The organism is Protofrankia sp. Cas3 (assembly GCF_963555955.1).
Lineage (GTDB): Bacteria > Actinomycetota > Actinomycetes > Frankiales > Frankiaceae > Protofrankia.
The window spans coordinates 25268-49382 of record NZ_CAUVXP010000011.1 but is presented as its reverse complement, the minus strand read 5'-3'; the positions used below and the strand labels follow the sequence as shown (position 1 = coordinate 49382).

Here is a 24115-nt window from a genome sequence, read left to right as displayed (position 1 = left end):
GAAATAGTTGAACAAAGGGCGTGCGATCGTGGTTCTGCTCGCACGCCCAGAAGCCCAGAAGCCCAGAAACTAGGAAATGCTCGCCACACCCGGCGGGCTGAAACGGCGGCCGGTGATTTTCTCGCTGACGCCGGTGCGATCCAGATACGGCGTGATGCCGCCGAGGTGGAACGGCCAGCCGGCACCGAGGATCAGGCACAGGTCCACATCGGCCGCCTCGGCGACCACGCCGTCGTCGAGGATGATCCGGATCTCCTCGGCGAGCGCGGCCAGCGCCGCCTCCCGCACCTGCTCACCGGTCGACACCGGGGCGTCACCGTCGGCATGGACCCGCAGGAGTTCGGCGGCCTGCTGGTCGATCTCATGCGGATCCCCGTGCTCCGCGTAGACCCCGGTCCGGCCGGCGGCGACAAGCCGGGCAAGGCCTTCGGGTTTGCCGAAGCGGTCAGGATAGGCGGCGTGGAGGGTCTCGGCGACGTGGAGGACAACCGCCGGGCCCACCAACCCGAGCAGCGCCAGCGGGGACATCGGCAGGCCGAGGGGTTCCAGCGCCTGGTCGGCCTCGGCCGGGGGAGTACCGTCCTCGATCGCGCCGAGCACCTCGCCCATGAACCGAATGAGCAGGCGGTTGAGTGCGAACGCAGGCGTGTCGGTGGTGAGCACCGCATTTTTTTTGATCTTCTTCGCGACCGCGAGGGTGGTGGCGATGGCCGCGTCATCGGTGTGCCTGCCCCGGACCACCTCGACCAGCGGCAGGACGGCGACCGGATTGAAGAAGTGCAACCCGGCGACCCGCTGCGGATGCGCCAGCCCCGACGCCATCTCGCTGACCGACAGGGCGGAGGTGTTGGTCAGCAGCAGGGCCGTGGGGCTGAGCACCGCCTCCAGGTCGGTCAGGACCTGCCGTTTGACTGCGGGATCCTCGAACACGGCCTCGATGACGAGGTCTGCGTCGGTGAACGCGGTGAGGCCCAGCGAGCCGGTCACGCTCGCCTTCAGCCGCGACGCAGCGTCCGGGGAGAGTCTCCCCCTGGCCGACAGGTTGTCGATCTCGGTGTGGACGGCGGCCACACCGGCGTCAAGGCGGGCCTGGTCGACGTCGGTCAGCACGACCGGGACCTCCAGGCGCCGGGCGAACAGCAGCGCGAGCTGGCTCGCCATCAGGCCTGCGCCCACCACACCGACCTTGGTGACCGGGCGGGCCAGCGAAGCGTCCGGCCCACCGACTGGACGCCTCGCCCGTTTCTGTACCAGGTCGAAGGCGTAAAGGCTGGCGGCCAGCTCCTCGGTGACGGCGACGTCTGCGAGCGCGTCGGCCTCGGCGGCAAGGCCGGAGTCGAGATCGGCGGTCTCGGCGAGCTCGATCAGTTCCAACGCGCGGTAGGCCGCGGGTGCGGCGCCGTGCAGCTTGGCGTCGGCCAACCCCCGGCCACGGGCGACCGCGTCGGCCCAGGCCTGCCCGCGCCGTACCGGCGTCCGCGCGGCGGCCGGGTCGATCTCACCGCGGATGACCTGACCCGCCCAGCGCAGGGCTTCTTCCAGGAAGTCCGCCGGTTCCAGGAGCACGTCGGCGAGGCCGAGCTCGACCGCCGCAGCGGCGTTGAGCATCCTGTTCTGGCTCAGCGGGTTCTCGATGGCGATGGTGACCGCCCTGTCCGCGCCGACCAGGTTCGGGAGCAGCTGGGTTCCGCCCCACCCCGGGACCACACCGAGGAAGACCTCGGGCAGGGCCAACGCCGCGACCGCGCCGGAGACCGCCCGGTAGTCACAGTGCAGCGCCAGTTCCAGGCCGCCGCCCATGGCCGCGCCGTTGATCAGCGCGAAGGTGGGCACCCTGGCGCCGGCCAGGCGTCCCGCGCCGATCCGGCGCATCGCGGTGTGCGCGAGCTCGCTCAACGCGTGGATGACAGGCCGGATTGCCCGCGGATCGGTGAACGACGACCGGAAGGACAGGTCGGCGCCGACATGGAAGACGAACGGCTTGCCGGTGACGGCGACGGCCGACACGGCCGGGGCGTGCGCCTCGATCTCAGCCGCGGCGGCGAGCAGGTTGCGCAGCCCGGCGGGGCCGAAGGTCGACGGCCGAGTGTGGTCCATGCCGTTGTCAAGGGTGATGAGCGCAATCGGCCCCGCGACCTCCGGTACCTGCACGTAACGGACGTGGGCGTGTGTCACCACCTCGCCCGGATGATCGAGGGTCGGCGTGTCGGTCGAGTTCATGTTGCCGCTCCCGTCCCGTTGGTGCTCCGGGGACTGCGGCCTGCGGGCGCGCGATCTGACGATCGTCGCGCGCCTTTCGGCTCTCCAGCCGCGTCCGCCGTGTCCGCCGCGTCGTTGAAATGCGGGTTCGACCAGATGGTCGTGGCGCCCATGCCGAGGCCGACGCACATGGCGGTGAGTCCGTAACGGACGTCGGGACGCTCGGCGAACTGGTGGGCGAGCTGGGTCATCAGCCGTACGCCGCTGGCGGCCAGCGGATGCCCCAGGGCGATCGCGCCGCCGTAGGGGTTCACCCGCGGGTCGTCCTGCGCGATGCCGAAGTGGTCGAGGAAGGCCAGTACCTGGACGGCGAAGGCCTCGTTCAGTTCGAACAGCCCGATGTCGTCGATGGACAGGCCGGTACGGGCCAGGGCCTTCTCGGTGGACGGGATCGGCCCGACCCCCATCACGTGGGGTTCGACGCCGGCGAAGCCGAAGCCGACCAGGGACATCTTCGCGGTGAGACCGAGTTCCCCGGCGACGTCCGCGGCGGCGAGTATGCATCCGGTCGCGCCGTCGTTGATGCCCGCCGCGTTACCTGCGGTCACCCGGCCGTGGGGGCGGAACGGGGTCTTGAGGCCGGCGAGTCCGGCGGGCGTCGTGTCCGGGCGCGGTGGTTCGTCGCTCGCCACGAGATCCCAGCCACTGTCGACGTGCCGGGCCGCTACCGGAACCAGATCGGGTTGGAGCCGGCCGTCCGCGTAGGCCTTGGCCACCTTCTGCTGGGAGGCGAGGGCGTATGCGTCCGCCCGCGCCTTTGTGATCGTCGGGTAGCGGTCGTGCACGTTCTCCGCGGTCTGCCCCATGACCAGCGCGGAGAGGTCGACCAGCCGCTCGGAGACGAAACGGGGGTTGGGGTCGGCGCCTTCGCCCATCGGGTGGCGGCCCATGTGCTCAACCCCGCCGGCGATCGCGACGTCGTAGGCGCCGACGGCGATCGCGGACGCGGTCGTCGTGACCGCGGTGACCGCCCCGGCGCACATCCGGTCGACGGCGTAGCCGGGTACGGACTGCGGCAGACCGGACAGGATCGCCGCGACCCGGCCGATGGTCAGGCCCTGATCGCCGATCTGGGTGGTGGCGGCGATCGCCACCTCGTCGATCCGGTCGGCCGGCAGCGACGGGTTGCGCCGCAGCAGTTCGCGGATGACCCTGACGATGAGATCGTCCGCGCGTGTCTCGGAATAGACCCCCTTCGCCTTGCCGAAGGGGGTGCGGACGCCGTCGACGAACACGACGTCGCGGACGGAGTCCCTGGCAGCTAGGAACACCTGTGCCTCCTGACCGGGGGACCCGGACAAAGCCGGTGCCGACGTGCTCGCCGACACCCCGAAGCCTACGGCAGGTTGTTACCAATGGGTAACCCTGCTGGTCCCGCCGGCGGTTCTGGCAGTTCTGGCGGTTCTGGCGGCTCGGCCCGTTCCGGCGGATCTGGCAGTTCCGGCGGATCTGGCAGGCAGCTCGCGATCGGGCCGGCGGTGAGCTCCACCTGCCATGGCCGGGCGCCGCCGGCACGCAGCAGCTCCGCGACGATCTCAGCTTCCGCCGGCGCCGCCGGGGCCGCCGGTGGTGACCAGGCGAGCCGGCGGGCGAGGGCCGGCTCCAACAGGTTCTCCACCGGCATGGTTCGCTCGGTGGCGATGGCGCCCAGGCAGGCGCGGACCCGGGCGAGGCGGGCGGCCGCCACCGGATCACGGTCGGCCCAGCGACTCGGCGGCGGCAGGCCGTCGCCGCCGGCCGCGACGGCCTGCGGCAGGGCGCTCTCGGGCAGCCCGGCGGCTTCCCGTAGCGCGGTGAACCAGGTCCGCGCGGTTCGGCGCAGCCGCGGGCCGGAGAAGATCGACAGCTGGGTCAGGGCCTCGACGTCCGCGGGGTTGCGCAGGACCGCGTCGATGATCGCGCTGTCGGGAAGCACCCGTCCAGGAGCGATGTCCCGTTCGCGGGCGATCCGATCCCGGGTCGTCCACATCGAGCGGACCGCGGCGAGCTGGCGACGGTTGCGGACCCGGTGGATCCCGCTGGTACGCCGCCACAGTTCCGGCCGCGGCTCACGGGGCGGAGCCGCGGCGATCGCGGCGAACTCCTCGCGGGCGAACCGCAGCTTGTCCTGCGCCGCAAGCTCGCCGTGCAGGGCGTCGCGCAACTCGATGAGCAGCTCGACGTCGAGCGCGGCATAGCGCAACCACGGTTCCGGTAACGGCCTGGTCGACCAGTCGGCCGCCGAATGTCCCTTCTCGAGCGAGAAGCCCAGCACCTTCTCGACCATGATCCCAAGGCCTACCCGCTCGTAACCCAGCAGCCGGCCGGCAAGCTCGGTGTCGAACAGCGTGGTGGGCCGCAGGCCGATCTCGGCCAGGCAGGGCAGGTCCTGGTTGGCGGCGTGCAGGACCCACTCGGCGGTACCGACGGCGTCCTGGACGCAGGACAGGTCGGGCACCGCGATCGGGTCGACGAGGTGGGTTCCAGATCCGCGGCGGCGGATCTGGACCAGATAGGCCCGTTGGCTGTACCGGTACCCCGAGGCCCGTTCGGCGTCGAAGGCCACCGGACCGGTCCCGGCGGCCAGCCGCGCCGCGGCCGCGCGCAGCGAAGGCTCGTCGACGACGACCGAGGGGATGCCTTCGGACGGCTCCAGTAGCGGTCGAGCCTGCTCGGCGCCGCCATCTGGATCGTGGCCCTGCTGGTGCGATGAGTCCGGAACCGTCGACGTCACGATCGGCGATGGTACGTCTCAAGGAGCTGCTGCGAACGGCACTCGGGCGGACGAGGCCGGGTCAAATCGCTGTGGACCCGTGATTGGTGCCGGGATGGGTGATCAATTTTACCGTTGGCATCCATGCAGGCGCGGAGCGTTCTCGACTATGACCTGCGATGGTGAGATGATGAGCGCCATGATCACAATTCTGCGTCGGTCGGTACTGTTCCCAGCCGTGACCCCGTGACCCCGTGACCCCGTGACCCCGTGAGACACACTGCCGGGCGCTCCTATGCGCGGCGGGTGGGCAGCGGCACCACTCCGCAGACCCGCGGTGGCAGACCGGCCATGGCGGCGAGCAGGTCCGCGAAGGCATGCAGCTGGGCCACGGCCTCCGTCGGACGCCACCCACGGCGACCGGCGGCACCGGTCGTCTCGGCCCAGTCCGGCGACCACGAGCAGCGCACCTCCACATCCGAGCTGTCGCCGTCCGCGGCGAGAACGCCGAACCGCCTCGAGTTCGTGATGGTCACGGTGCCGCCCATCGCGCGGTAGGCGGCCTGGTTCGCTTCCAGCGCCTCGCGCAGCCACGACCAGGCGACTTCGGGCAGGCACGGGTCCACGGCGATCTCGGGATCGACAGCCGCCCGGGCATAGCAGACGAACCGTGCGGTGCCTTCCCAGGCGCTGTGCCCGACCGGATCGACGAGGAGGATCAGACGCCCGGAGGCGGCCTCGTCACCGTCGCACACCAGGCCACCGGCGATGGCGAACGCATACGGCGCCAGCCTGGTAGGTGCTTGGAGCTCGTGTACGGCAATCTCTGACCGCACCCGCCCCAACGCGTCCCGTAGTGCGGCTGTAGCGGCCACGAAGGCTGTCGGCACGCCCTCCGGAGACAGCGATGCGCCCATGGACGTCACGTTAGGACGTCCGGACCGCAGGCGCGCGACAGAGCGTGGGCGACCGGGCGAGCAGACCGGGCAGCAGACCGGGCATGCATACGCCTGCCCGCGCCTGACACCCGATCAGGCGACATAGCGGGACCGGTGCGGGATCGGATGGCCGGTGGACCGCGGTGCTACCCCCACCGACGCCCGGCCCGGCCTGGCGGGGACCTGCTGTTGATCGACGAACAGCGCCGTTCCGCACTCGACACATGCCCGGTCGGGACACTCCGCCCCGTGCCCGTCCGAACACGGCGGTTGCTCGAAATCGCGTATGTCACCGCACTCGGGGCACACCCGTTGGGTTAACCCGTCGGCGCCCACATGGACATGTTCCATCCGAACACCACTCCCAGGTCACGTCCACGTCGGGAGGGTTCGTGTGGACATCACGGACCCTCCCATCCCATTCGGACCGTCCCTGACGGTGGCACGGACCTGCCCCATTGCCACGCATTCGGCCCCGGCGTGTCGTGCATGCCCATGGGTGTCCGGCTGGTCGCCTTTGGTGAGCATCGACCACTAAACTCAGGGCGCGGTACCGGGCGTCGGGGCTGTCGTGGATGTGGTCGAGCTGCCGGCCGGCGTCGGTGGGTGACCCGCGGCGGGGACGTGCAGCCACCGGCGTTCCACGATGTACGGGGCGATGGGCAGGACGGCGGCACCTAGCGCCAGCAGCGTCTTCGACATCGGCCAGCGCCGACTCCGGGCCAGTGCGATCATTATCGCGCAGTACGCGAGGAAGAGCCCGCCGTGGATCGGACCGAGTATCCGGACGCCGCCGGGGTGGCCGGCACCGTACTTGATCGTCGTTGCGACCAGGAGCAGGAGGAACGACGTTGCCTCGGCGACCGAGACAACCTGCGCGGTGGCAAGCAACCTCTTCTCGCCTCTGTTCGTGCGGGTGTTGCTCGCAGCTGGCATGGTCGGGCCTCCACGGTATTTTCTTCTACGTCATGTCGAAGGTAGTCGTGGCCGCGGCCGTGCGTGGTCCGGTTGCCATGCTGTGGCCCCCGTCCGTCGCCTCATCCGCCGGCCGGTCTCATGCTGTGATCGGTCGGTCCGCGATGGTGGAGCGTGACCGACGTCGCGGCGATCGAGGTCGCCGCCTGAACACCCGGCGCGTCCGGCATGCAACCATCGAGGCCATGTACCGCGCAGCGGCGCCCGGGCGCGGAGTCTCGGGCGCGCCCACTGGAGAGTCCGAACTCCGCGACGCGCCGTTCCTACGGGCGTGTCGCGGTCAGTCCACTGAGCGCACGCCCGTGTGGTTCATGCGGCAGGCGGGCCGGGCGCTCCCGGAGTATCGCCGGCTGCGCGCCGGGACAGCCATGCTCGACTCCTGCCGCGATGCGGCCATGGTGACCGAGATCACTCTGCAGCCGGTGCGTCGGTTCCGGACCGATGCCGCGATCCTGTTCTCCGACATCGTCCTGCCGCTCGTCGCGATCGGCATGGACATCGACATCGTCGCCGGGGTCGGCCCGGTCGTCGCGGAGCCGGTCCGCGACCGCGGTGCGCTCGCCCGTCTGCGGCCGGTCGGCGACGAGGACGTGCCGTATGTCGCCGACGCAGTCCGCACGCTCGTCGGCGAGCTTGGGCCAATCCCGTTGATCGGGTTCTCCGGCGCGCCGTTCACCCTTGCCAGCTACCTGGTCGAGGGTGGCCCGAGCCGGACGCACGCGCGGACCAAGGAGCTCATGTACACCGAGCCGCGGCTGTGGCACGACCTGCTGGAACGCCTTGCCGACATTGCCATCGGCTACCTGCGGGTCCAGATCGAGGCGGGTGTGAGCGCAGTCCAGCTGTTCGACTCGTGGGCCGGGGCACTGGATGAGGCCGACTACCGCCGTTACGTGCTCCCGCACAGCCAGCGTGTGCTTGGTGCATTCGACCATGCCGACGTCCCGCGCATCCACTTCGGGGTGAACACCGGCGAGCTGCTCGGCGCCATGGCCGAGGCCGGTGCGGACGTCGTCGGGGTGGACTGGCGGGTTCCGTTGGACGAGGCCGCCCGGCGGATCGGTCCGGGTCGCGCGGTCCAGGGCAACCTCGACCCGACCGCGGTCTTTGCGCCGGTGGACGTCCTGGCGGACAAGGTCCACGACGTGTGTGCCCGCGGTGCCAAGGCGAGCGGTCATGTGTTCAATCTCGGGCACGGAGTGCTCCCGCAGACCGATCCCGGCGTACTCGCCCACATCGTGGACCTGGTTCACGAGGCCTGACCGCCTGACAGCCCGCAGCGCCGGGCGTTCTTGGTCGCCGGCGCCGTGACATTGCCGGGCGGCCCGACCCGACCGTCGGGCGCGGAGGGAGACTGGACCCGCGGCGGCCGCATCGGGCAGGCGGCCGCGATCGGGAGGAGCGGGTCCACATGCGGGTCGTCGTGGTCGGAGCGGGCATCGCGGGGCTGGCTGCCGCCCATGCGCTACGGGGCCGGGCTGAGGTCACCGTGGTCGAGTCCGGCGACCGCGTCGGAGGCAAACTGCGGACCACCTCGTTTGAAGGCATGCCCATCGAGGAGGGTGCGGAGTCGTTCCTGACCCGCGTACCGGACGCCGTGCGCCTTGCCCGGCATGTGGGAATGGGCCACGACATCGTTCATCCGGCGACCACCGCGGCCTCGCTGCTGATCTCCGGCCGGCTGCGGCCACTGCCGCCGCGGACCCTGCTCGGCGTGCCGACCGACGCGATCGGCCTGATCCGTTCCCGGGTGCTCTCACCGGTCGGGCTGCTCCGCGCAGCCGCCGATCTGGTGCTGCCGCGTACGATCCTGCCGGACGACCCCACCGTCGGTGGCTACGTGGGTGCCCGGGTCGGCCGCGAGATCGTCGAGCGGCTCGTCGACCCGCTGCTGGGCGGGGTGTACGCGGGGCGGGCCGATGCCATGTCCCTGCGCGCCACGGTTCCGCAGCTGATACCGATCATGTCCGAGGACCGCTCGCTGTTGCTCGGGGCGTACCGGGTCCGGGCCCGCACCGCGCCCGCGGATCCCGCGGGAACGCCGGTGTTCGCCTCGGTCCGTGGTGGCCTCGGACGGTTCGCGGCAGCTGTCGCGGACACCAGCGGGGCGACGATCGTGCTCGGCGCGACCGTCCGTGCGGTTGGCCGGACGCCGTCGGGCTGGCGGCTGACCGTCATGGATACCGGCGCCCCCGACACACCGGCCGCCCCGGGGGCCGGCGGGCCGGGCGAACGGGAGATCGATGCCGACGCCGTGATCCTCGCCGTGCCCGTGGCCGTGGCCCGGGCCCTGTTGGCGCGGGTGGCGCCGCACGCAGCCGCACCGCTGGCCGCCGTCCCCTACGTGTCGGTGGGGTTGATCACCCTCCTCTACCGGGGAGTGCGGCTACCGCCCGGCAGCGGCTATCTGGTGCCGCCGCGTGCGGGCGGGGTCGTCAAGGCGGCTACGTTCGTGTCCGCGAAGTGGCCGCATCTGTCGGCCGGTACCGACCTCACCGTCGTGCGGGCAAGCGTCGGGCGGGCCGGCGACGTCCGTGACCTCGAGCGGGGCGATGTCGAGCTTGCCGGCGTGGTCGCGGCCGAGCTCGCCGCTGCGACCGGGCTGACGGTCCGGCCGGGGGCCAGCCGGGTGACACGCTGGCCCGACGCGCTCCCGCAGTATCTGCCCGGGCATCTGGACCGGATCGCGGCCGCCCGCCGGGCGCTGCCCACCGGCCTTGCACTGGCTGGCGCGGGATACGACGGGGTCGGCATCCCGGCATGCGTCCGGTCCGGCGAGGCGGCAGCGGAAACGGTGCTGCGCGCGGATGACGCTGTGCGGACCGGGCGGATCGGGCCGTGACGCGCACCGGATGGTCAGGCCTGCCCGACGGTGAGACGTACCCGACGGTGAGCGCACGGTGCGGTACTGACGTGGCGTCTGCCGGCACCGCCCGGCCAGGCAGCTCCGGTTAGGCGACAATTGGGCCATGTCCGAGACTCCGAGCGGCCGAAGCCCGCGCGATCATGATTCTGGTCGCGCGGCCGGCGGCCCCATCCAGCCCAGTACCGAGATCTCCCCGAGTACTCCCGCGCTGTCCGCGCGCGATCTCAATGCCGAGCTCCTCTACACCTCCTGGTCGGTCTTTGCGGCGCGGGACCCGCTACCCGCGGACCGCGGTGCGGTCGTCGCGGAGGTGGAGGGCCTGCTTGCCGGTGCCCTGGCCAAGGACGTCTACACCCGCGGCATGTACGACATCAGTGGGTACCGCGCGGACGCCGACGTCCTGCTGTGGTGGACCAGTCCGGATCCGGACCTGCTGCAGGAGACCTACCAGCGGTTCCGTCAGAGTGTCCTGGGGCGGGCCATGGCCCCGGTGTGGTCCGGGGTCGGCCTGCACCGGCCGGCCGAGTTCAACCGCAACCACGTCCCCGCCTATGTCCGGCGCGAGGATCCCCGGCCGTATGTCTGTGTCTATCCGTTCAACAGGTCACTGGAGTGGTATCTGCTGCCCGACTACGAACGGCGGGGCATGCTGGCCGAACACGGGATCATGGGTCGGGAGTTCGCTGATGTCCGGGCGAACACAGTGGCTGCTTTCGGTCTCGGTGACTATGAGTGGTTGCTGGCGTTCGAGGCGGACGAGCTCCACCGGATTGTCGACTGCCTTCGGCACCTGCGCGGCAGCCGGGCGCGGGTGCATACCCGGTTGGAAACGCCGTTCTTCACCGGGGTTCGCAAGCCGGTCGCTGATCTCGTTGCGGCGCTGCCGTAGCGTCCGGCCGCGACCCGCCGGCGGAATAGCACCATTCATGCTGGTTCGTACCGATTTTTCATCCGGTTGGGTCGTGGGCCGCCCCCGTCTGAGCGGGCATCCGGGTGGGCGTTCCGGGTAAACTGGTCATTATGTTGCAATTACGTCGCGTAACTTCGTCCCCGATCGTGGATGGCTGTGATTCTCTGCTACCATCGGTTACCACAAGTCCATGGATGTCTGACCCGCGTCACCTTGCCGACCGCTTCCGGTAACCTCAAGGGGGTCGCCGGATTGCTTCCCGAGTGGTACCGGTACGGTTTTCCGTGTGGTAATCCCAGGCGGTTGTTCCGACATGCCATTCACGGTTCCCGTAGGATCTGACAACGGCGGCCGGAACACGGCGGCTCGGTTTACCGATCTGTTGGGACGGGTGAGATTCTCGCGGACCGCGATTGGTTCTGTTGCGACCTGTCGGACCTGTCGCGCGATCGCGTCCATGCCTCACCGAGGCCTCACCGAGGAACGGAGCACGCGCTGCCGGAGATCGAACCCCGATGGCGTCCGTCCGGGTATCCGACCCGCCGGACCCGGCGTTTGACGACGCCTGGACGGCCGCGGCGGAAGCTGGTTCCTGGTTGATCGACGCTGTTCCGCGGTGGCCGCAACGGGTGGGTCCATCCACACGGTCGTGGCGGAGGGCTGGCGGCAGGTCGCCCGATCGTGCGGATAGAGATCTTATGCTTGCAGACAGTGAGAAGTCGTCCGAGTCCTGGGGGGGCTGGCAGTGACGGAGACAATGTCCGGTGACGCTCGGGCAGCGGCGGGGGCCAGATTGGCACCCCTTGTCCGCGGTTTTGACATGTGGGATCAAGCTGATCCCGATTTCGGCGACATGCCCGAGGACGGCCGGCAGTCTCGCCGGCGTCGGTCCGCCGTCCCGGAATCAGCGGCCACGGGTGCCATGGAGCGGGTGGGATACCGTGCTCAGGTCGCCTGGGAGCGCAGGTATGTTCGCCTTCTCATCGTGTTCGACCTCCTGGGCTGTGTGCTGGCCGCGATTATAGCGTTCTTTGTGCGTTTTGGTGACCATCCGTTTCAGTCCTCATGGCCGTATATCCTTATGAGCGGCTTACTGCCGGTGGCCTGGGCGCTGTCGATGGCATTCGGGCGCGCATATGAGGGACGTTTTCTCGGCGGCGGTTCGGAGGAATTCAAGCGGGTCGTGAACGCGGCGGCCCGGATCACCGCGTGTGTCGCGGTGATTTCCTACGCGACAAAACTTGAGATTGCTCGAAGCTATATTCTCATTGCGTTTCCCGTCGCCACCGTCCTTTCGGTTGTCGGCCGGAGTGGTGGGCGTGGCATTCTTCACCATATGCGGCGAAACCGTCGCTGTCTGCACAGGGTGCTGGTTGTCGGTGCTGGTGAGTCGGCGGCGACCCTCGTCCGCCTGGCCCATCGTGACCCGACGTCCGGCTGGTCGGTGGTCGGGGTCTGCCTTGATCGGTCCCCGGGTCGCCACAGCCATGACCTGCCTGAACGAAGTGGCTTCGACCTGCTCGGGGTTCCGATCGTCGGAACGTTGGACAGCCTCCACACCGCGATCCAGGCCACGAGAGCGACGACGGTGGCCATCTGTCCGCAGCTGGACAGCGACACCCTTCGACAGGTGATGTGGGCTCTCGAGGGCAGCGACGTCGACGTTCTGGTGAGCTCCGCGCTCACCGACGTCACCGGTCCCCGTATTTCGATCCGCCCGGTGGCTGGCCTTCCCCTGCTCCATATCGAGGAACCGGAGCTCACCGGTGGCCGGCGGGTCCTGAAGGCGTTGGTCGACCGTTGTCTCGCGCTCACCGCGGTCATGATTTTCGCGCCGTTGCTCCTGGGGCTCGCAATCGCGGTTCGGCTGAACAGCCGGGGTCCGGCGATCTTCAAGCAGACCCGGGTGGGTCGCGGTGGTGATTCGTTCCGGATGTACAAGTTCCGTTCGATGTACATCGACGCCGAAGCGCGTCTGGAGGGGCTCCGCGGGGCGAACGAGCGTTCCGAGGGCCTGCTGTTCAAAATGCGTAATGATCCCCGGGTGACCCCGGTCGGGCGCTTCCTGCGCAAGTGGTCGTTGGACGAACTGCCTCAGTTGTTCAACGTCATCAACGGAAGCATGTCGCTGGTCGGCCCGCGGCCGCCGCTGCCGTCGGAGGTGGCGCAGTACGAAGGCGACGTACATCGCCGGTTGATGGTCAAGCCCGGACTCACCGGACTGTGGCAGATCAGCGGCCGTTCCGATCTCGAGTGGGACGAGTCGATCCGCCTGGACCTGCGCTATGTCGAGAACTGGTCGCTGGCCATGGACTTCGTGATTCTCTGGCGGACGCTGTTCGCCGTCCTGCGTCGCGAGGGTGCCTACTGAGCGTCGTCGGGTCGTCGCCCGATCGCCGCACCGATCGTCGTTCGCTGACTGTCATGGACCCGATCCTTGCGGCGAACCTGCGTTCCTATACGGACGGAACGCAGGTCGCCGCCTACCTCGCCACCGCCTACCATGCACGCCGGGTAGCCGATGCGTCCGATCTGTTGATGCGTGAGACGCGGCGGCGGGTGGCGCGCCCCCTCATCGCCGATCTGGGCGCCGGGACACGAACCGTGAGCGAGGGACTGTGCCGGCGCGGCGCCCGCACCGTGATGGTGGACATGGACACGGCCGCCCACCGGCCCGGCCGGGCGACATCCGACCACATCCCCCTGGTGCGAGCCGACCTGTCGCACCCGCTGCCCCTGCGGTCCGCGACCGTGGACGGCGTCTTCGCCGGTGAGATCATCGAGCATCTCTTCGACCCGGTCGCCTTTCTCCGGGAATGCTGGCGGATCTTGGTCCCGGGTGGCGCGCTGGTGGTGACCACGCCCAACCTCGCCACGGTGCAGGACCGCGTTCGTTTTCTCCTCGGGCGGAGCCCTCGGCAGATCGACGCCCTGCACCCGTATCTGAACCTGCACATACGTCCGTTCACCTACTCGTCGCTGGTGCGGACCTTCCACACCTGCGGCTTCCGGCCAGTCGGGTTCCGCTCCAACTATGTGGTCGTGGGCGGGGAGAATCGAGGTATCTCCGTGCGCTTCCTCGCGCGGATGTTCCCTTCGATCGGAGGCTCGCTGGTTCTCGTCGGCGTCAAGATCCCGTAAAAGTTGACGCACGCTGTGCGCACAGTGGGAATGTCGCGTGGCCGGTGGTGCAGGTGCCATACGGGCTCATGCCATACACCGCTATCTCCGACAGGACACAGGAATACACCTGCGCCGGTGGCAGGTCCGTCAGGCTGACGCGGGAGTTCGGGTCGTCGGGCCAGGCGAGCGTCACGTGCGGGTTGAAGCGGTCGCCGTCGCCGTCCGCCACCTCGTCGTAGCCGTACCGGGCGAGCTGGGCGGCGGCGACCGGGTTGGCCGGAGGCCGGCAGGTCATCACATCATGCAGGCGTTCGCCGGACGGGCCGACCTTGCGCAGCCGCCCTCGGCGCAGCGGTTCCACCTCCTCGATCACGCTGCGCTGGAGGGAAACCCATGCGGCGGACCGGGCGAAGTACATCTCGGGCGCGCCATGCGGGTTGTGCCGATATTCGTTCCCGACGGCATGCAGCGGCGGCGACGCGGTGGCGACCCCATGCACCGCCTCGACGACGTCGGGCACCTCGGACGGTGCGACGGCGAGCATGAACAGCGACACGTGCGGTTCGCAGCCGCCGTCGGCACTGGCACTGGCACTGGCACTGGCACTGGCATCGTACGGTTCGCCCAGGCGGAAGTGGGACGGAAAGCCGTTGCTCGCCATGCGCGCCGCCAGCGCTCTGCTTGACGAGATCGCCTGTTCCCGCACATTCCAGGGGAGTAGGAGGACTACGTCGAGGGTGACGGATGTCGAAGAAGGCACGGTGAACTCCTCAGCTTGACGCATTCACGTCGACGGGTTCGGCGTGAGCGACGCCGCCACAGGTCATCGGGCTGCCAGTCGTCAGGTGCCGACTTGCGTGACCATCCGACCACGGCGTCAACATAGTGTCCCAGATGCCGTACGCCGATCGGTGACCATCAGGTCGGGTAATCGTGATTCTCTGGCGTTAGCCGATAAACGTTCCGGTGGCGATGACGACGGCGAGACCGGCGAGCAGCGCGGGCAGGCCGATCCGAAGACCGAGCCTGGTGTACTGCCAGGGGGTCACCTCAACGCCGAGGCGGGCGGCCGTATCACGCCAGAGCAGGCCGGCCAGTGAGCCGTGCAGGACGAGAACAGGTCCGAAGTTCACGCCGAACAGCAGCGGCCACAGCGTTGCCGAATGCGCGTTGACCTCTGGCAGGCTGATGAGCAGGGCAGGCAGGTTGTTGATCGTGTTCGCGCCGAGGGCTGCGACCGCCGCGACCCGGAGCTGATCGAGGGTTCCGGAACCGCTGAAAAGGGCGCCGAGGCCCAGGTGCGGGGAGGCGGCGGTGGCGACGATTCCCAGACTGAGGGCCAGGGCAGCCGCGCCGTATGGAATGTCGCGCACCCGAACCGTCCGGGTCAGGGCCAATAGCACGATGTCGGCGACACCGGCAACCGCCCAGGCGGGGATGTCCACGAGGTCGCCGACGGTGAAACCGAGCACCACGAAGATGACGATGGGTGTTCCCAACCGTAAGGCCCGCGGGTCGATGGGATCCCGCACCTGGTCGTGCGCAACCGTGGCGGTGGTGTCGGCCCGCCGGTAGACGACCCAGCCGACCGCCACCGCCACCAGCGACGCGGGTCCGAGCCTGACGACGAAGTCGGCGACACCGAGCCCGTAGGTGTCAGCGGCGATCAGGTTGGTGAGGTTCGAGATCGGCAACGCGCTGGAGGCCAGGCAGGCCAGCAACGCCGGTTGTACGGCGAGCATGGTCTGGTTGAACCCGTACTGACGCGCGATCTGGATGTAGAGCGGGGTGAGCAGCACCACCGACGCATCGAGGTTGAGGAAGGTCGTGACCGCCGCGGCGAGTACCCACAGACCCAGGCGCGGGTTCGGGCCGGTGTCCACCAGCGCGGCCAGCGCCGCGAAGAAGCCGAGTCTGTCCAGCATCACCGCGAGTGGCACGGCCAGCAGCAGGAACGCCAGCGGCGCGAGCAGCGGGCGTACGGCGTCGAGCGCGGCGTCGGCGGTCATGGCACCGATGAGGAGCAGCATCACCGCGGCGGCCACCGGCACCGCCCAGTTCGGCAGCCGCACGGGCCGCACGGGCCGCACGAAGACGCCGACTACGGCGGCGACCAGTAGAAAGATCCGGACGACCGCCACCTGGTCATGTTATCTATGGGGGTCTGCTGCGGTCTGTAGCGGGTCCCCTGCGGCGGGAGGTCCGAAGACCGTCTCCATCGGCATCGGACGCACGGCGTCCAGGTAGTCGTCGAGCTCACCCAGCTCGAACCGGCACATACCGATGACATGCCAGATCTCGCCGGCCACGTCGCCGCCGACCTTGTACCCGCCGTCGGGAGCCAACGCCGCCCACCCGGTGCCGTGCCCCACCAGTGTGACGGACAGCGTGGCGGCGCCGGGCCGACAGACGTCCCACAGCCGGGCCGTGCCGTCGTCGCCGCAGCTTGCCAGCCGGGTGCCGTCGGGGCTGAAGTCCAGCGACCAGATCCGGCGGGTGTGCCCGGTGAGCAGGTCCAGGCAGCGCCCGCTGTCGGGGTCCCACAGGCGGATGAGCAGGTCGTCGCCGGCGGTCGCGAGCACAGTGCCGTCCGGGCTGAACGTGGCCGACCAGAGCCGTCCGGTGTGCTGGGTGAAGGTACGCAGCAGCTCGCCGGTACCGGCGTCCCACAGTCGGGCCGTGCCGTCGTTGCTCGCGCTCACGAGCCGGGCGCCGTCCGGGCTGAACTCCACCGCGTACACCCGGTCTTCGTGGCCGGGGAGGGTACGACGGCACTCCCCGGTCCTGACATCCCACAACCGGACGAGTTTGTCGTCGCAGCCGGTGGCCAGCAGAGCGCCGTCCGAACTGAAGGCGACGGAGCGGACCCGGCCCCGGTGGTCGGTGAACGTCCGCACGTGCCGGCCGGTCGAGCGGTACCACAGTTGAACGGAGTCGTCGTCGTTCGCGGTCGCCAGCATGTCGCCGTCCGGGCTGAACGCCTCCGCCCAGACGTGGTCGGTCTCGACCCGAAGCTCCCGCTCGTAGGTTCCAGGGCCGTCGATGCCGGGCATCTCCAGGTTCCACAGGTGCACACCACCGCCACCGCTGCTGGCCGCGGCGATCGTGGCGCCGGTCGGGGTGAAGATGGCGGATGTGAGGCGGTCGGCGGCACCGGTCAGGTGGCCTCGACGCTCACCGGTCCGGGGATTCCACAGCCACACCGCCCCGTCGTTCCCGCTGGTGGCCAGGAGGGAACTGTCCGGGCTGAAGCGCACCGCGGTCAGCCGCCGGCCGTGCCCGGACAGTTCCCGTACGCATCCGCCGTTTGCCGGGTCCCACAGTCGGGCGGTGCCGTCGTTGCTGCTGGTGGCCAACTGGGCGCTGTCCGGCCGGAAGGCCATCGGCCAGACGGAGCCCTTGTGCCCGGTGAGCTCGTGGCGCTGCTCGCCGGTAACCGGGTCGAGTAGCCGCAGCACCCGGTCGCTGTCGCCGGTGGCCAGCAGCGTGCCGTCCGGGCTGAACAGCACCCGGTACACCGCGCCGGTGTGCCGGGTGGCGACCCGCCGGGTCCGCGCTCCATCCAGACCCCACAGCCGGACAACACCGGCGACGTCGCCGGAGGCCAGCAGGTGCCCATCCGGGTGGAAGTCGAGCGTGTACACGGCACGTTCGTGACCGGCGAGATTCTCCCGTAGTTCACCGGTAGTGGAATCCCACAGGTGGACGCCACCGCCGTCACCAGCAGTGGCGAGCAGACTGCCGTCGGGGCTGAAGGTCAGCCGGTACACCGGCCGGGAACAGACGATCTCCAGGTGCAGCTCGCCGGTCGCGGTCTTCCACAGCCGTACCGTGCCGCCGTCGTCGCCGGTGGCGAGCAGGCTGCCGTCCGGGTGGAACGCCGCCGTCCACACCCGGGGTGCGTGCCCGGCGAGGTGCGTGCGGACCTGGCCGGTAGAGGTGTCCCACAACCGGACGGTGCCGCTGCTGTCGCCGACGGCGACCACGCTGCCGTCCGGGCTCAGTTCCATCGGCCAGACCCAGTCGGCGTGGCCGCGCAACGTGTGCAGCGGGCGGCCCGTCATCGGTTCCCACAACCGGATGGTCGTGTCGCTGGAACCGCTGGCCAGCACGTCGCCGGCGTAACGGACGGCGTAGGCGCGGCTCTGGTGGCCCTGCAACGTCCGCAGCGGCTTGCCGGTGGCCGCGTCGCAGGTGAGGACCCCGCCGTCCTCGGACGCGATCGCCAGGATCGCACCGTCCGGGCTGTAGGCGACCGGGTCGGGGAGCCGGCCGATCTCGAAGCCGAACGAGACTCCGACCGCGGACGGTGCCAACTCGACCTGGACATCCTGACCCGGGTTGACGGCCGCGCCCCGGTGGCGCGCATCGGCCAGTACCGCGGGGTCAGCCCTCGTGGCCACGAGGGCGGTGTACCGCAGCGACGCATCGTCGAGATTGACATCCCGCAGGTCGCACCCGAGCAGGCGCGCCCGGGTGAGGTTCGCGCCGGTGAGGTCCGCGCCGGTAAGTGCGGTGTCGTTGAGGCGGGCGGCGACGAGGATGGCGTTTCTCATGATCGAACCGGCGAGGTCGGCGCCGGTCAGCACGGCGTCGGTGAGGTCCGCGCCGGTGAAGTCGACCGCGCGCATCTCGCGGTATGAGAGGTCCTCACCGCGTAGCGATCGTCCCCGCAGGTCGCTGTGGAGGGGGGTGCGCAGCCGAGCGCTGATCTTCAACGCGTTGGCCCGGGCTACGCTGTCGACATCCGACCCGGCGAGCGCGTCGGTGGCCCAGGCCCGGCATGCGTTGCCCGATGCCAGGTCACAGAGGAAATCGACCGCCAGCCGGGACAGGTGACGTCTGGACAACAACGCGGGGTGGGACTCGCCATGCCTGAAACGGTGGGCGATGTCATCGGCGACGAGCCACTCGATCACCGAGAAGTGGATGAACCCGAACAGGCTGTCGTCAGCGCGCACCAGTAGGCTGCCGGCCCCGATGGCGTGGGTGACCTGCTGGGCGGACATACTTCCCTTGGCCAACGTGGTGAGGGCAGTCGCGACCTCGCTGATTTCATCGAGGCGCAGGAACGACTCCCCGGACTCCCACAGCAGCAACGCGAGGGTTCGTACCGCCGTCCACAGGTCGTCGAGGCTGAGCGTGACAGGCATTCCCTGGACACCCTGGGCGCGTCGTACCTCGAACTGGAGCCAGGACGTGAGGATCTCCCGGTAGAGCCCGGCCGCGGACAGGGTATGCCCGGCTTTCGCCACTTCGGCCAGTCGGGCGGCGTCCAGGTCGGCCACGAAGCTCAGCATCCGCGGGTTGGCGGAAAGCCCGGCAAGGTCCTGAACGTTTTTGATCAGAGTCAGGCGTTCGTCGGCGGCCGTCTCGTCCCCGCGGTAGTGGTTCACCAGGTAGGTGCGGATCTGGGATGGGACGAAATCCTCGACGCTCAACACCCGGCGCCCCGGCAGCAGCCCGACCTTCTCGCCGAGCGCGGTGAGCACCTGGGACTCGGTGCGGAAGTGGTGGGTCCGGCTGGCGATGATGATTTTTGCGTTGCCCTGGGCTGCCTGCAGGAGCGCCTCCAGGTGATCGGCTGCCCGATCATAGGTGACCCGGTTCACCAACTCGTCGAAGCCGTCGAACAGCAGCACGATGCGGCCTTCCCGCAGCATGTACCGAAACGCCGTCAGATCGATGAGGTTCCGCCCGTGGTTGGCAAAGTGGGCGGCGACCAGCCCGTAGACGGTGTGGGCCTTGTCCAGGGCGCGGAGTTCGATGAAGATCGGAGTCAGGTGGGGCAGCTCGGTGGGCACCCGCCGGGCGACCTCACGCAGGGCGAAGGTCTTGCCCCGACCGAAGTCGCCGAGCAGCAGGACGAACCGGCCCTCGTCCTGGCCGAGCAGCCGCAGTAACTCTTCGGCGAGTCCGTCATGGATATCACGGTCCGTCCCGACAAGTTCACGGTAGCGCTGTGGGACGTACAAGCCTGACCGATACTGCGGGTCGTTGGCCAGCCGGGTGTTCTGGTCCGCCACGAAGTCACTGAGATCCAACAGGCCCTGGAACTCGATGAAGCTGCGCACGCGCACCCGCCGGCGCCACGCCTCCTCGCGCAGGGTCTGCTGGGGGGGAACATCGGTGACGATCTCTGAACGGAGGTCGGGTTCCACCGTGTGGACGTGCTGGACGAACTCCTCCACGTCGTCTCGGGTGATCGGGCCGAGGTGGGCGCCGATCCGGGCCTGGCGGGTGTAGCCGTCCTCGACGTAGGTGACCAGGAGATGCGGAACGGGGCCGGTGACCCGGCGGATGCGGGCATCGGGGTACCGGGTTCGGCACACCTCCTCGATTCGCTCGAGGTGGGCGGCGAGCGGATCGGCATTACCGCGCGGTCCGACGTCCGGATCGGACCCGTCGCCGGTCACGAGGGTGACGCTCGGCACGGCGGTGGAGGTGCCGGTGCCGGCCGGGCTGCCGGCGCTGTTGGTGGTCGTGGCTGGGAACGTCACGCCGACGGACTGCCAGCGCCGACGCAGCTTCTCCACCCCGGCGGCATGCCCGGTCCGGGTGAGGTTCGGGCCGTCGCCGTCGGTCCAGCGGGTGAGCCCGTCGGGGTCGAGCGTCAGCAGCTGAAGCCGCCCGGGTGCGGGTGCCGGCGGCACCGGCAGGCCGGAGCGCAGCATGCTGGACTCGCCCTGGCCACCCGCCCGTAGCCCCGGCAGGAGCAGGTTGAGGCGGGCCGCTACCAGCCGGTCCAGGGTAGCGGTGTCACGCAGCACGACTGCCTCGTGGGCCGGACCGCCGCCTGTTGGTCGCGGGGGGTGGTATACGGCGCCGATACGCAGCAACCCCTCCCGCTCGAACGGTCGCAGCTGGTTGGCGAACGAGCTGGCCTGGGTGTCGCCGAGGTATCCGTAGTGGTCGGCCTCGCGATGGCTGTCCGCCATCGTCGAGTTGAGCCCGGCGACCACCACGTCGAGGTCGGTGACGTGAAACAGTGACCAGGGCTGGTCGGCCTCGAACAGCGGGCCCTCGACGCCCTGATAGACCTCGCGGAAGAACCTGGTGAAGTGCCGCCACTTCGGCCAGTAGGGAGGCATCGGTTTCATGTCGTCGGCGTCGCGGTCGGCAAAGTACGCGCGGCACGCGGCATGGTTCACGTCGTGACTGCCTGGGACGACTACGAGCCGGTGGGGTTCGAGGCTCAGCAGCGCCCGCAGACCGGCGATGAAGGTCAACGCCTCCTCGAACTCCCGCAGGTGGCCGGACCTGGTCACGTCGCCGGTGATGACGAGCAGGTCCGGCTGGGGTGCTCCGGCGTGGACGAGCCGGGTGACGTCCCCCCAGACCCGTGCCTGGAGGTCGTCGCCGGCGGAGCGCCCGCCATTCGGGTCGCGCCGCGGTATCCGCGGTGCGGCAAGGTGCAGCACCGTGACGGATTCCCGCGGCGTGCGGGCGGAGCGCGCTGACGGGGGGTACGCGGGCGGTGCGGCGGGAACCCTGCGGGTCGTGACGCGGCTCGGAGCGACCGGTGGACCGATTGCCGCAGGTGGGGCGTCCACGAGTGGGACGGCATCCGCAGCAGCTGACAGCGGGTAACCAGGACCGACGCTCGGCTTTGCGCGGCCGGAAAGCGCGGCGGAAACTTTCCCCTGTAACAGCGCGCGTGCCTGCTCATGGTCTGTCACATTGACCAGGTCGACAAACGTAATCTTCGAAAGTACGCCGTCGGGTTTGCAGTCCTCCACGCGTACGGTGATGAGCTTGTTCCTGGACTGGTCCGCGTCGAGAGCCGCCAGCCATTCCAGCCGGGTCCAGTTGGATTCAAGGTAGCGGCGGGACAGGACCGCGATGACAGCGGTCGCTTCACTCACCCCACGGTCGATGAAATCCAGGAAGTTGGTGCCGGGAACGAAGTCCCATGCCTGGATCATGGTGCGGTAGCCGGCGGTCTCCAGCTCCCAGGCGATCCAGGACGCCCAGCGCCCGTCAGCCACGGAGTAGCTGATGAAGAAGTCCAACGGACGGCCCGTACGGGTCGGATGGGCTTGTGGCGGCATTCTGCCAGTATGGCGTGGGGATACCGCGAGGTTGAAGAGACACGCGATGTCGTGTGCGTGGGGAGGTATGCCCTTATACCGGTTGGAGGACCGGCCGGGGCTCGGTGAGCAGCCGCAGGACGAACCGGGCCGCCCACCTGCGTGTGATGGAATCGCCGTGCGCCCGCCGGACGCGATGGTTTGGCAGGTGGACCGCTCCGACCGTCTGGTCGCGTCCGCCCGGTCGGTTGCGAGCCAGCACCAGGGTCGCCGCCTCACCGCCGACGATGTCGGTCAGATGGAACGTCCCGGCCGCCATGGTGTAAACGTCACCCGCGCGTACGCTTTCCACCCTTCCCGGCTCGCAGCGCACGAGCTCGCCGGTGGCCTGAATCTCGTCCACGTCGTGGTGGCTGTGGACCTCGAAGAGCCGATGGGTGGCTGCCGGAGCCGTGGGCACGGTGGCCATGCGCACCGGGGCAACCGGCACGACCCGCGGAAGGTGGTTGTGCACCTCGCCGGCCAGCACGAGGCTGTAGAGGTCCCAACTGTGGCAGTGCACCTGTGATGTGGTCGGGCGCGCCGCGGGGACCTGCCGGGTCCACACGTGCACGCAGACACCACCGTCGCCGAATCGCCACACCGGCACACACAGGAATCCCAGCGGATGGCACAGCACGGTAGCGTCCTCGGGCGCGGTCGCCACCTTTACCAGCGCCCGCGTCAACCAGTCGGGAACGGCACCGTGGCGGATACCGTCGACCTGGCCGCGTAGTTGGGTGTAGGACGTCATCGGCGTGGGTCCTCTACTCGATGCGTTAATACGCTTGCGCAGGTGCCCGACGGTGTTCGCGTCACCATGGCCGGAGTCGTGAGTACCGCGGCAACTCCGGCCATACTGTGAAGGCAGTACTGAGAACGCATGTTAGCCATCATTTCGATGATGGAAAAGTGCTTTTTTTACGGCATTCCGGCGGGAGGTGTTTGACCTGCGGGAAGACAGATCCCATGCCTAGCGTCGGCGGTTGGGGTCGTTCTCCGGTCCACGCGGGCGGACGGAGGGTGGATGAAGGTCCGGAAGCCCGGGAAGCCCGGGAAGCCCGGGAAGCCCGGTGCCGATTGTGGCTTCGCGCGTAGCATGCGTTCGCGTGGGGGGTCTCGTCGGGCGCGGGCCGGAGCTGGCGTTGCTGCAGGACGCTCTCGAACGCGCGCGGTCCGGTCAGGGCAGCGTCGTGTCGATCTCCGGCGAGCCAGGCGTCGGCAAGACAGCCCTCTGTCGTGCCTTCGCCGAGATGGCGACCAGCGCCGGTGTCCGGGTGTTGTGGGGTGTGTGCTTCCAGGGCCAGGCCCAATCGTCGTACGGCCCGTGGGTGGACGCAATGGCACCGCTCGGAGGCCTTGACATCGGCACGGGGCAGCTGAACCCACGCGAGGCACGGTTGCGGGTGTTCGCGTCAGCCCATGAGACCCTTGCTGCCGCTGGGGCCGGGGCCGGTACGGGGACCGTCGTGGTGACAGACGACCTGCACTGGGCGACGGCGGACAGCCTCGAGCTTTACGGCTACGTCGCGGCGCGAGCGGTGGTCGCCGGCATTGTACTGATCGGCACGTATCGGGACCCCGACCCGGCGGTGTCGGGTATTGCCGGTATTGCCGGTATTGCCGGCGACACTGCGCTCGTTGCTCTGCTCGGATCCCTCGTCCGCATCCACGGCTATCTTGACCTGCGGCTGCGCGGACTCGACCCGACCGGCGTGGGGCGCTACCTGGCTCGGACCTTCGGCGAGACCGGCGCCAGGAGTACCGGCGCCAGGAGTACCGGTGGCGACGAGCCAGCCGGGACGGACGAGCCAGCCGGGACGGACGAGGTGCCGCGGGCGGTCGTCCGCGCGGTGCACGAGCACACGGCGGGAAATCCGTTCTACGTCTGCGAAGTAGCCCGAGGGCTGGTCGAGGGCGGCAAACTCGTCCGACGCGACGGACGGCGAATGTCTGCGCCCCCCTACGCGTTCGCGCACGCGATCGTCCGCGACGCGCTGGCTGACTCGATCAATCCCGACCGGGCTGCCCGCCTGCACCGCCGTGCCGCCGACGTCCTCGAAGGCGAACAGCCCACCGATCACGCTGCCGTCGCGGAGCAGTACCTGCGGTCCCGGGCGCTGCCGGGAGCCGAACGCGGCGTCGTCCACTGCCTGCATGCCGCCGAGCCCGCCAGCCGCGACCACGCTCACGGCCAAGCCGTCCGGCTGCTTGGCAACGCCCTGGAGCTGATGCCGGCCCAAGGCGGCAACGAACAGGCGGAGGTTCTTCGGCGGCTGGCGG

General features: G+C 69.5%; 14 protein-coding genes and 1 pseudogene. 6 read left to right on the top strand and 9 right to left on the bottom strand.

All coding sequences use genetic code 11. The features are described 5' to 3' along the window. Positions 1-69 precede the first annotated feature (69 nt). From U9983_RS04090 to U9983_RS04070, 5 genes are all read right to left on the bottom strand, one after another. Positions 70-2220 (bottom strand): 3-hydroxyacyl-CoA dehydrogenase NAD-binding domain-containing protein, encoded by a 2151-nt coding sequence (locus tag U9983_RS04090; RefSeq protein WP_322752730.1) that lies wholly within the window; start codon positions 2218-2220, stop codon positions 70-72. Beyond that, entirely contained in the window at positions 2217-3530 is a 1314-nt protein-coding gene (locus tag U9983_RS04085; RefSeq protein WP_322752729.1) for a thiolase family protein, read from the bottom strand. Before U9983_RS04085 ends, U9983_RS04090 begins: the two co-directional genes overlap by 4 nt. A gap of 65 nt (positions 3531-3595) precedes the next feature. Further along, positions 3596-4972 (bottom strand): HRDC domain-containing protein, encoded by a 1377-nt coding sequence (locus U9983_RS04080; RefSeq protein WP_322752728.1) that lies wholly within the window; start codon positions 4970-4972, stop codon positions 3596-3598. A 272-nt stretch (positions 4973-5244) separates the two neighbouring features. Beyond that, complete coding sequence (locus tag U9983_RS04075; protein ID WP_322752727.1) at positions 5245-5868, bottom strand: DUF3000 domain-containing protein; 624 nt, start codon at positions 5866-5868, stop codon at positions 5245-5247. A gap of 561 nt (positions 5869-6429) precedes the next feature. Continuing rightward, positions 6430-6825 carry a DUF3817 domain-containing protein gene (locus U9983_RS04070; protein ID WP_322752726.1) on the bottom strand — a complete coding sequence of 132 codons (396 nt, stop codon included), beginning with the start codon at positions 6823-6825 and terminating at the stop codon, positions 6430-6432. Positions 6826-7049: 224 nt separating this feature from the next. On the opposite strand from U9983_RS04070, the gene hemE reads away from it, so the two are divergent. From hemE to U9983_RS04045, 5 genes are all read left to right on the top strand, one after another. Further along, complete coding sequence (gene hemE / locus U9983_RS04065; RefSeq protein WP_322752725.1) at positions 7050-8126, top strand: uroporphyrinogen decarboxylase; 1077 nt, start codon at positions 7050-7052, stop codon at positions 8124-8126. A 149-nt stretch (positions 8127-8275) separates the two neighbouring features. Next, positions 8276-9706 (top strand): protoporphyrinogen oxidase, encoded by a 1431-nt coding sequence (hemG, locus tag U9983_RS04060; protein ID WP_322752724.1) that lies wholly within the window; start codon positions 8276-8278, stop codon positions 9704-9706. Positions 9707-9833: 127 nt separating this feature from the next. Further along, positions 9834-10619 (top strand): hydrogen peroxide-dependent heme synthase, encoded by a 786-nt coding sequence (gene hemQ / locus U9983_RS04055; RefSeq protein WP_322752723.1) that lies wholly within the window; start codon positions 9834-9836, stop codon positions 10617-10619. Positions 10620-11562: 943 nt separating this feature from the next. Further along, on the top strand, positions 11563-13011 hold the full coding sequence (locus U9983_RS04050; RefSeq protein WP_322752740.1) for a sugar transferase: 1449 nt from the start codon (positions 11563-11565) through the stop codon (positions 13009-13011). 53 nt (positions 13012-13064) lie between these two features. Further along, the gene (locus U9983_RS04045) at positions 13065-13781 is read left to right on the top strand and encodes a class I SAM-dependent methyltransferase (RefSeq protein ID WP_322752722.1); all 717 of its coding nucleotides are present in this window, start codon (positions 13065-13067) and stop codon (positions 13779-13781) included. On the opposite strand, the gene U9983_RS04040 is transcribed toward U9983_RS04045, so the two are convergent. The 4 genes from U9983_RS04040 to U9983_RS04025 all read right to left on the bottom strand — a co-directional run bounded on the left by U9983_RS04040 (position 13768) and on the right by U9983_RS04025 (position 22586). Next, positions 13768-14523, bottom strand: a complete 756-nt coding sequence (locus U9983_RS04040) for a hypothetical protein (RefSeq protein WP_322752721.1) — start codon at positions 14521-14523, stop codon at positions 13768-13770. The two genes, U9983_RS04045 and U9983_RS04040, sit on opposite strands and share 14 nt — an antisense overlap. Before the next feature lie 187 nt (positions 14524-14710). Further along, entirely contained in the window at positions 14711-15904 is a 1194-nt protein-coding gene (locus U9983_RS04035) for an SLC13 family permease (protein ID WP_322752720.1), read from the bottom strand. Positions 15905-15913: 9 nt separating this feature from the next. Beyond that, on the bottom strand, positions 15914-21814 hold the full coding sequence (locus tag U9983_RS04030; RefSeq protein ID WP_322752719.1) for a TIR domain-containing protein: 5901 nt from the start codon (positions 21812-21814) through the stop codon (positions 15914-15916). Between the two features lie 73 nt (positions 21815-21887). Next, the gene (locus tag U9983_RS04025; protein WP_322752718.1) at positions 21888-22586 is read right to left on the bottom strand and encodes a hypothetical protein; all 699 of its coding nucleotides are present in this window, start codon (positions 22584-22586) and stop codon (positions 21888-21890) included. 319 nt (positions 22587-22905) lie between these two features. Between U9983_RS04025 and U9983_RS04020 the strand changes: the two are divergent. Continuing rightward, positions 22906-23349, top strand: a pseudogene (locus U9983_RS04020) (AAA family ATPase); the annotation flags it as partial. Positions 23350-24115 lie beyond the last annotated feature (766 nt).

What these genes read in the sequence shown, in the direction of transcription:
- U9983_RS04030 (WP_322752719.1), bottom strand. Translation starts at nt 21,814, where the DNA reads ATGCCGCCACAAGCCCATCCGACCCGTACGGGCCGTCCGTTGGACTTC.
- hemQ (WP_322752723.1), top strand. Translation starts at nt 9,834, where the DNA reads ATGTCCGAGACTCCGAGCGGCCGAAGCCCGCGCGATCATGATTCTGGT.
- U9983_RS04075 (WP_322752727.1), bottom strand. Translation starts at nt 5,868, where the DNA reads ATGGGCGCATCGCTGTCTCCGGAGGGCGTGCCGACAGCCTTCGTGGCC.
- U9983_RS04025 (WP_322752718.1), bottom strand. Translation starts at nt 22,586, where the DNA reads ATGACGTCCTACACCCAACTACGCGGCCAGGTCGACGGTATCCGCCAC.
- U9983_RS04050 (WP_322752740.1), top strand. Translation starts at nt 11,563, where the DNA reads ATGGAGCGGGTGGGATACCGTGCTCAGGTCGCCTGGGAGCGCAGGTAT.
- U9983_RS04070 (WP_322752726.1), bottom strand. Translation starts at nt 6,825, where the DNA reads ATGCCAGCTGCGAGCAACACCCGCACGAACAGAGGCGAGAAGAGGTTG.
- hemE (WP_322752725.1), top strand. Translation starts at nt 7,050, where the DNA reads ATGTACCGCGCAGCGGCGCCCGGGCGCGGAGTCTCGGGCGCGCCCACT.
- hemG (WP_322752724.1), top strand. Translation starts at nt 8,276, where the DNA reads ATGCGGGTCGTCGTGGTCGGAGCGGGCATCGCGGGGCTGGCTGCCGCC.
- U9983_RS04090 (WP_322752730.1), bottom strand. Translation starts at nt 2,220, where the DNA reads ATGAACTCGACCGACACGCCGACCCTCGATCATCCGGGCGAGGTGGTG.
- U9983_RS04045 (WP_322752722.1), top strand. Translation starts at nt 13,065, where the DNA reads ATGGACCCGATCCTTGCGGCGAACCTGCGTTCCTATACGGACGGAACG.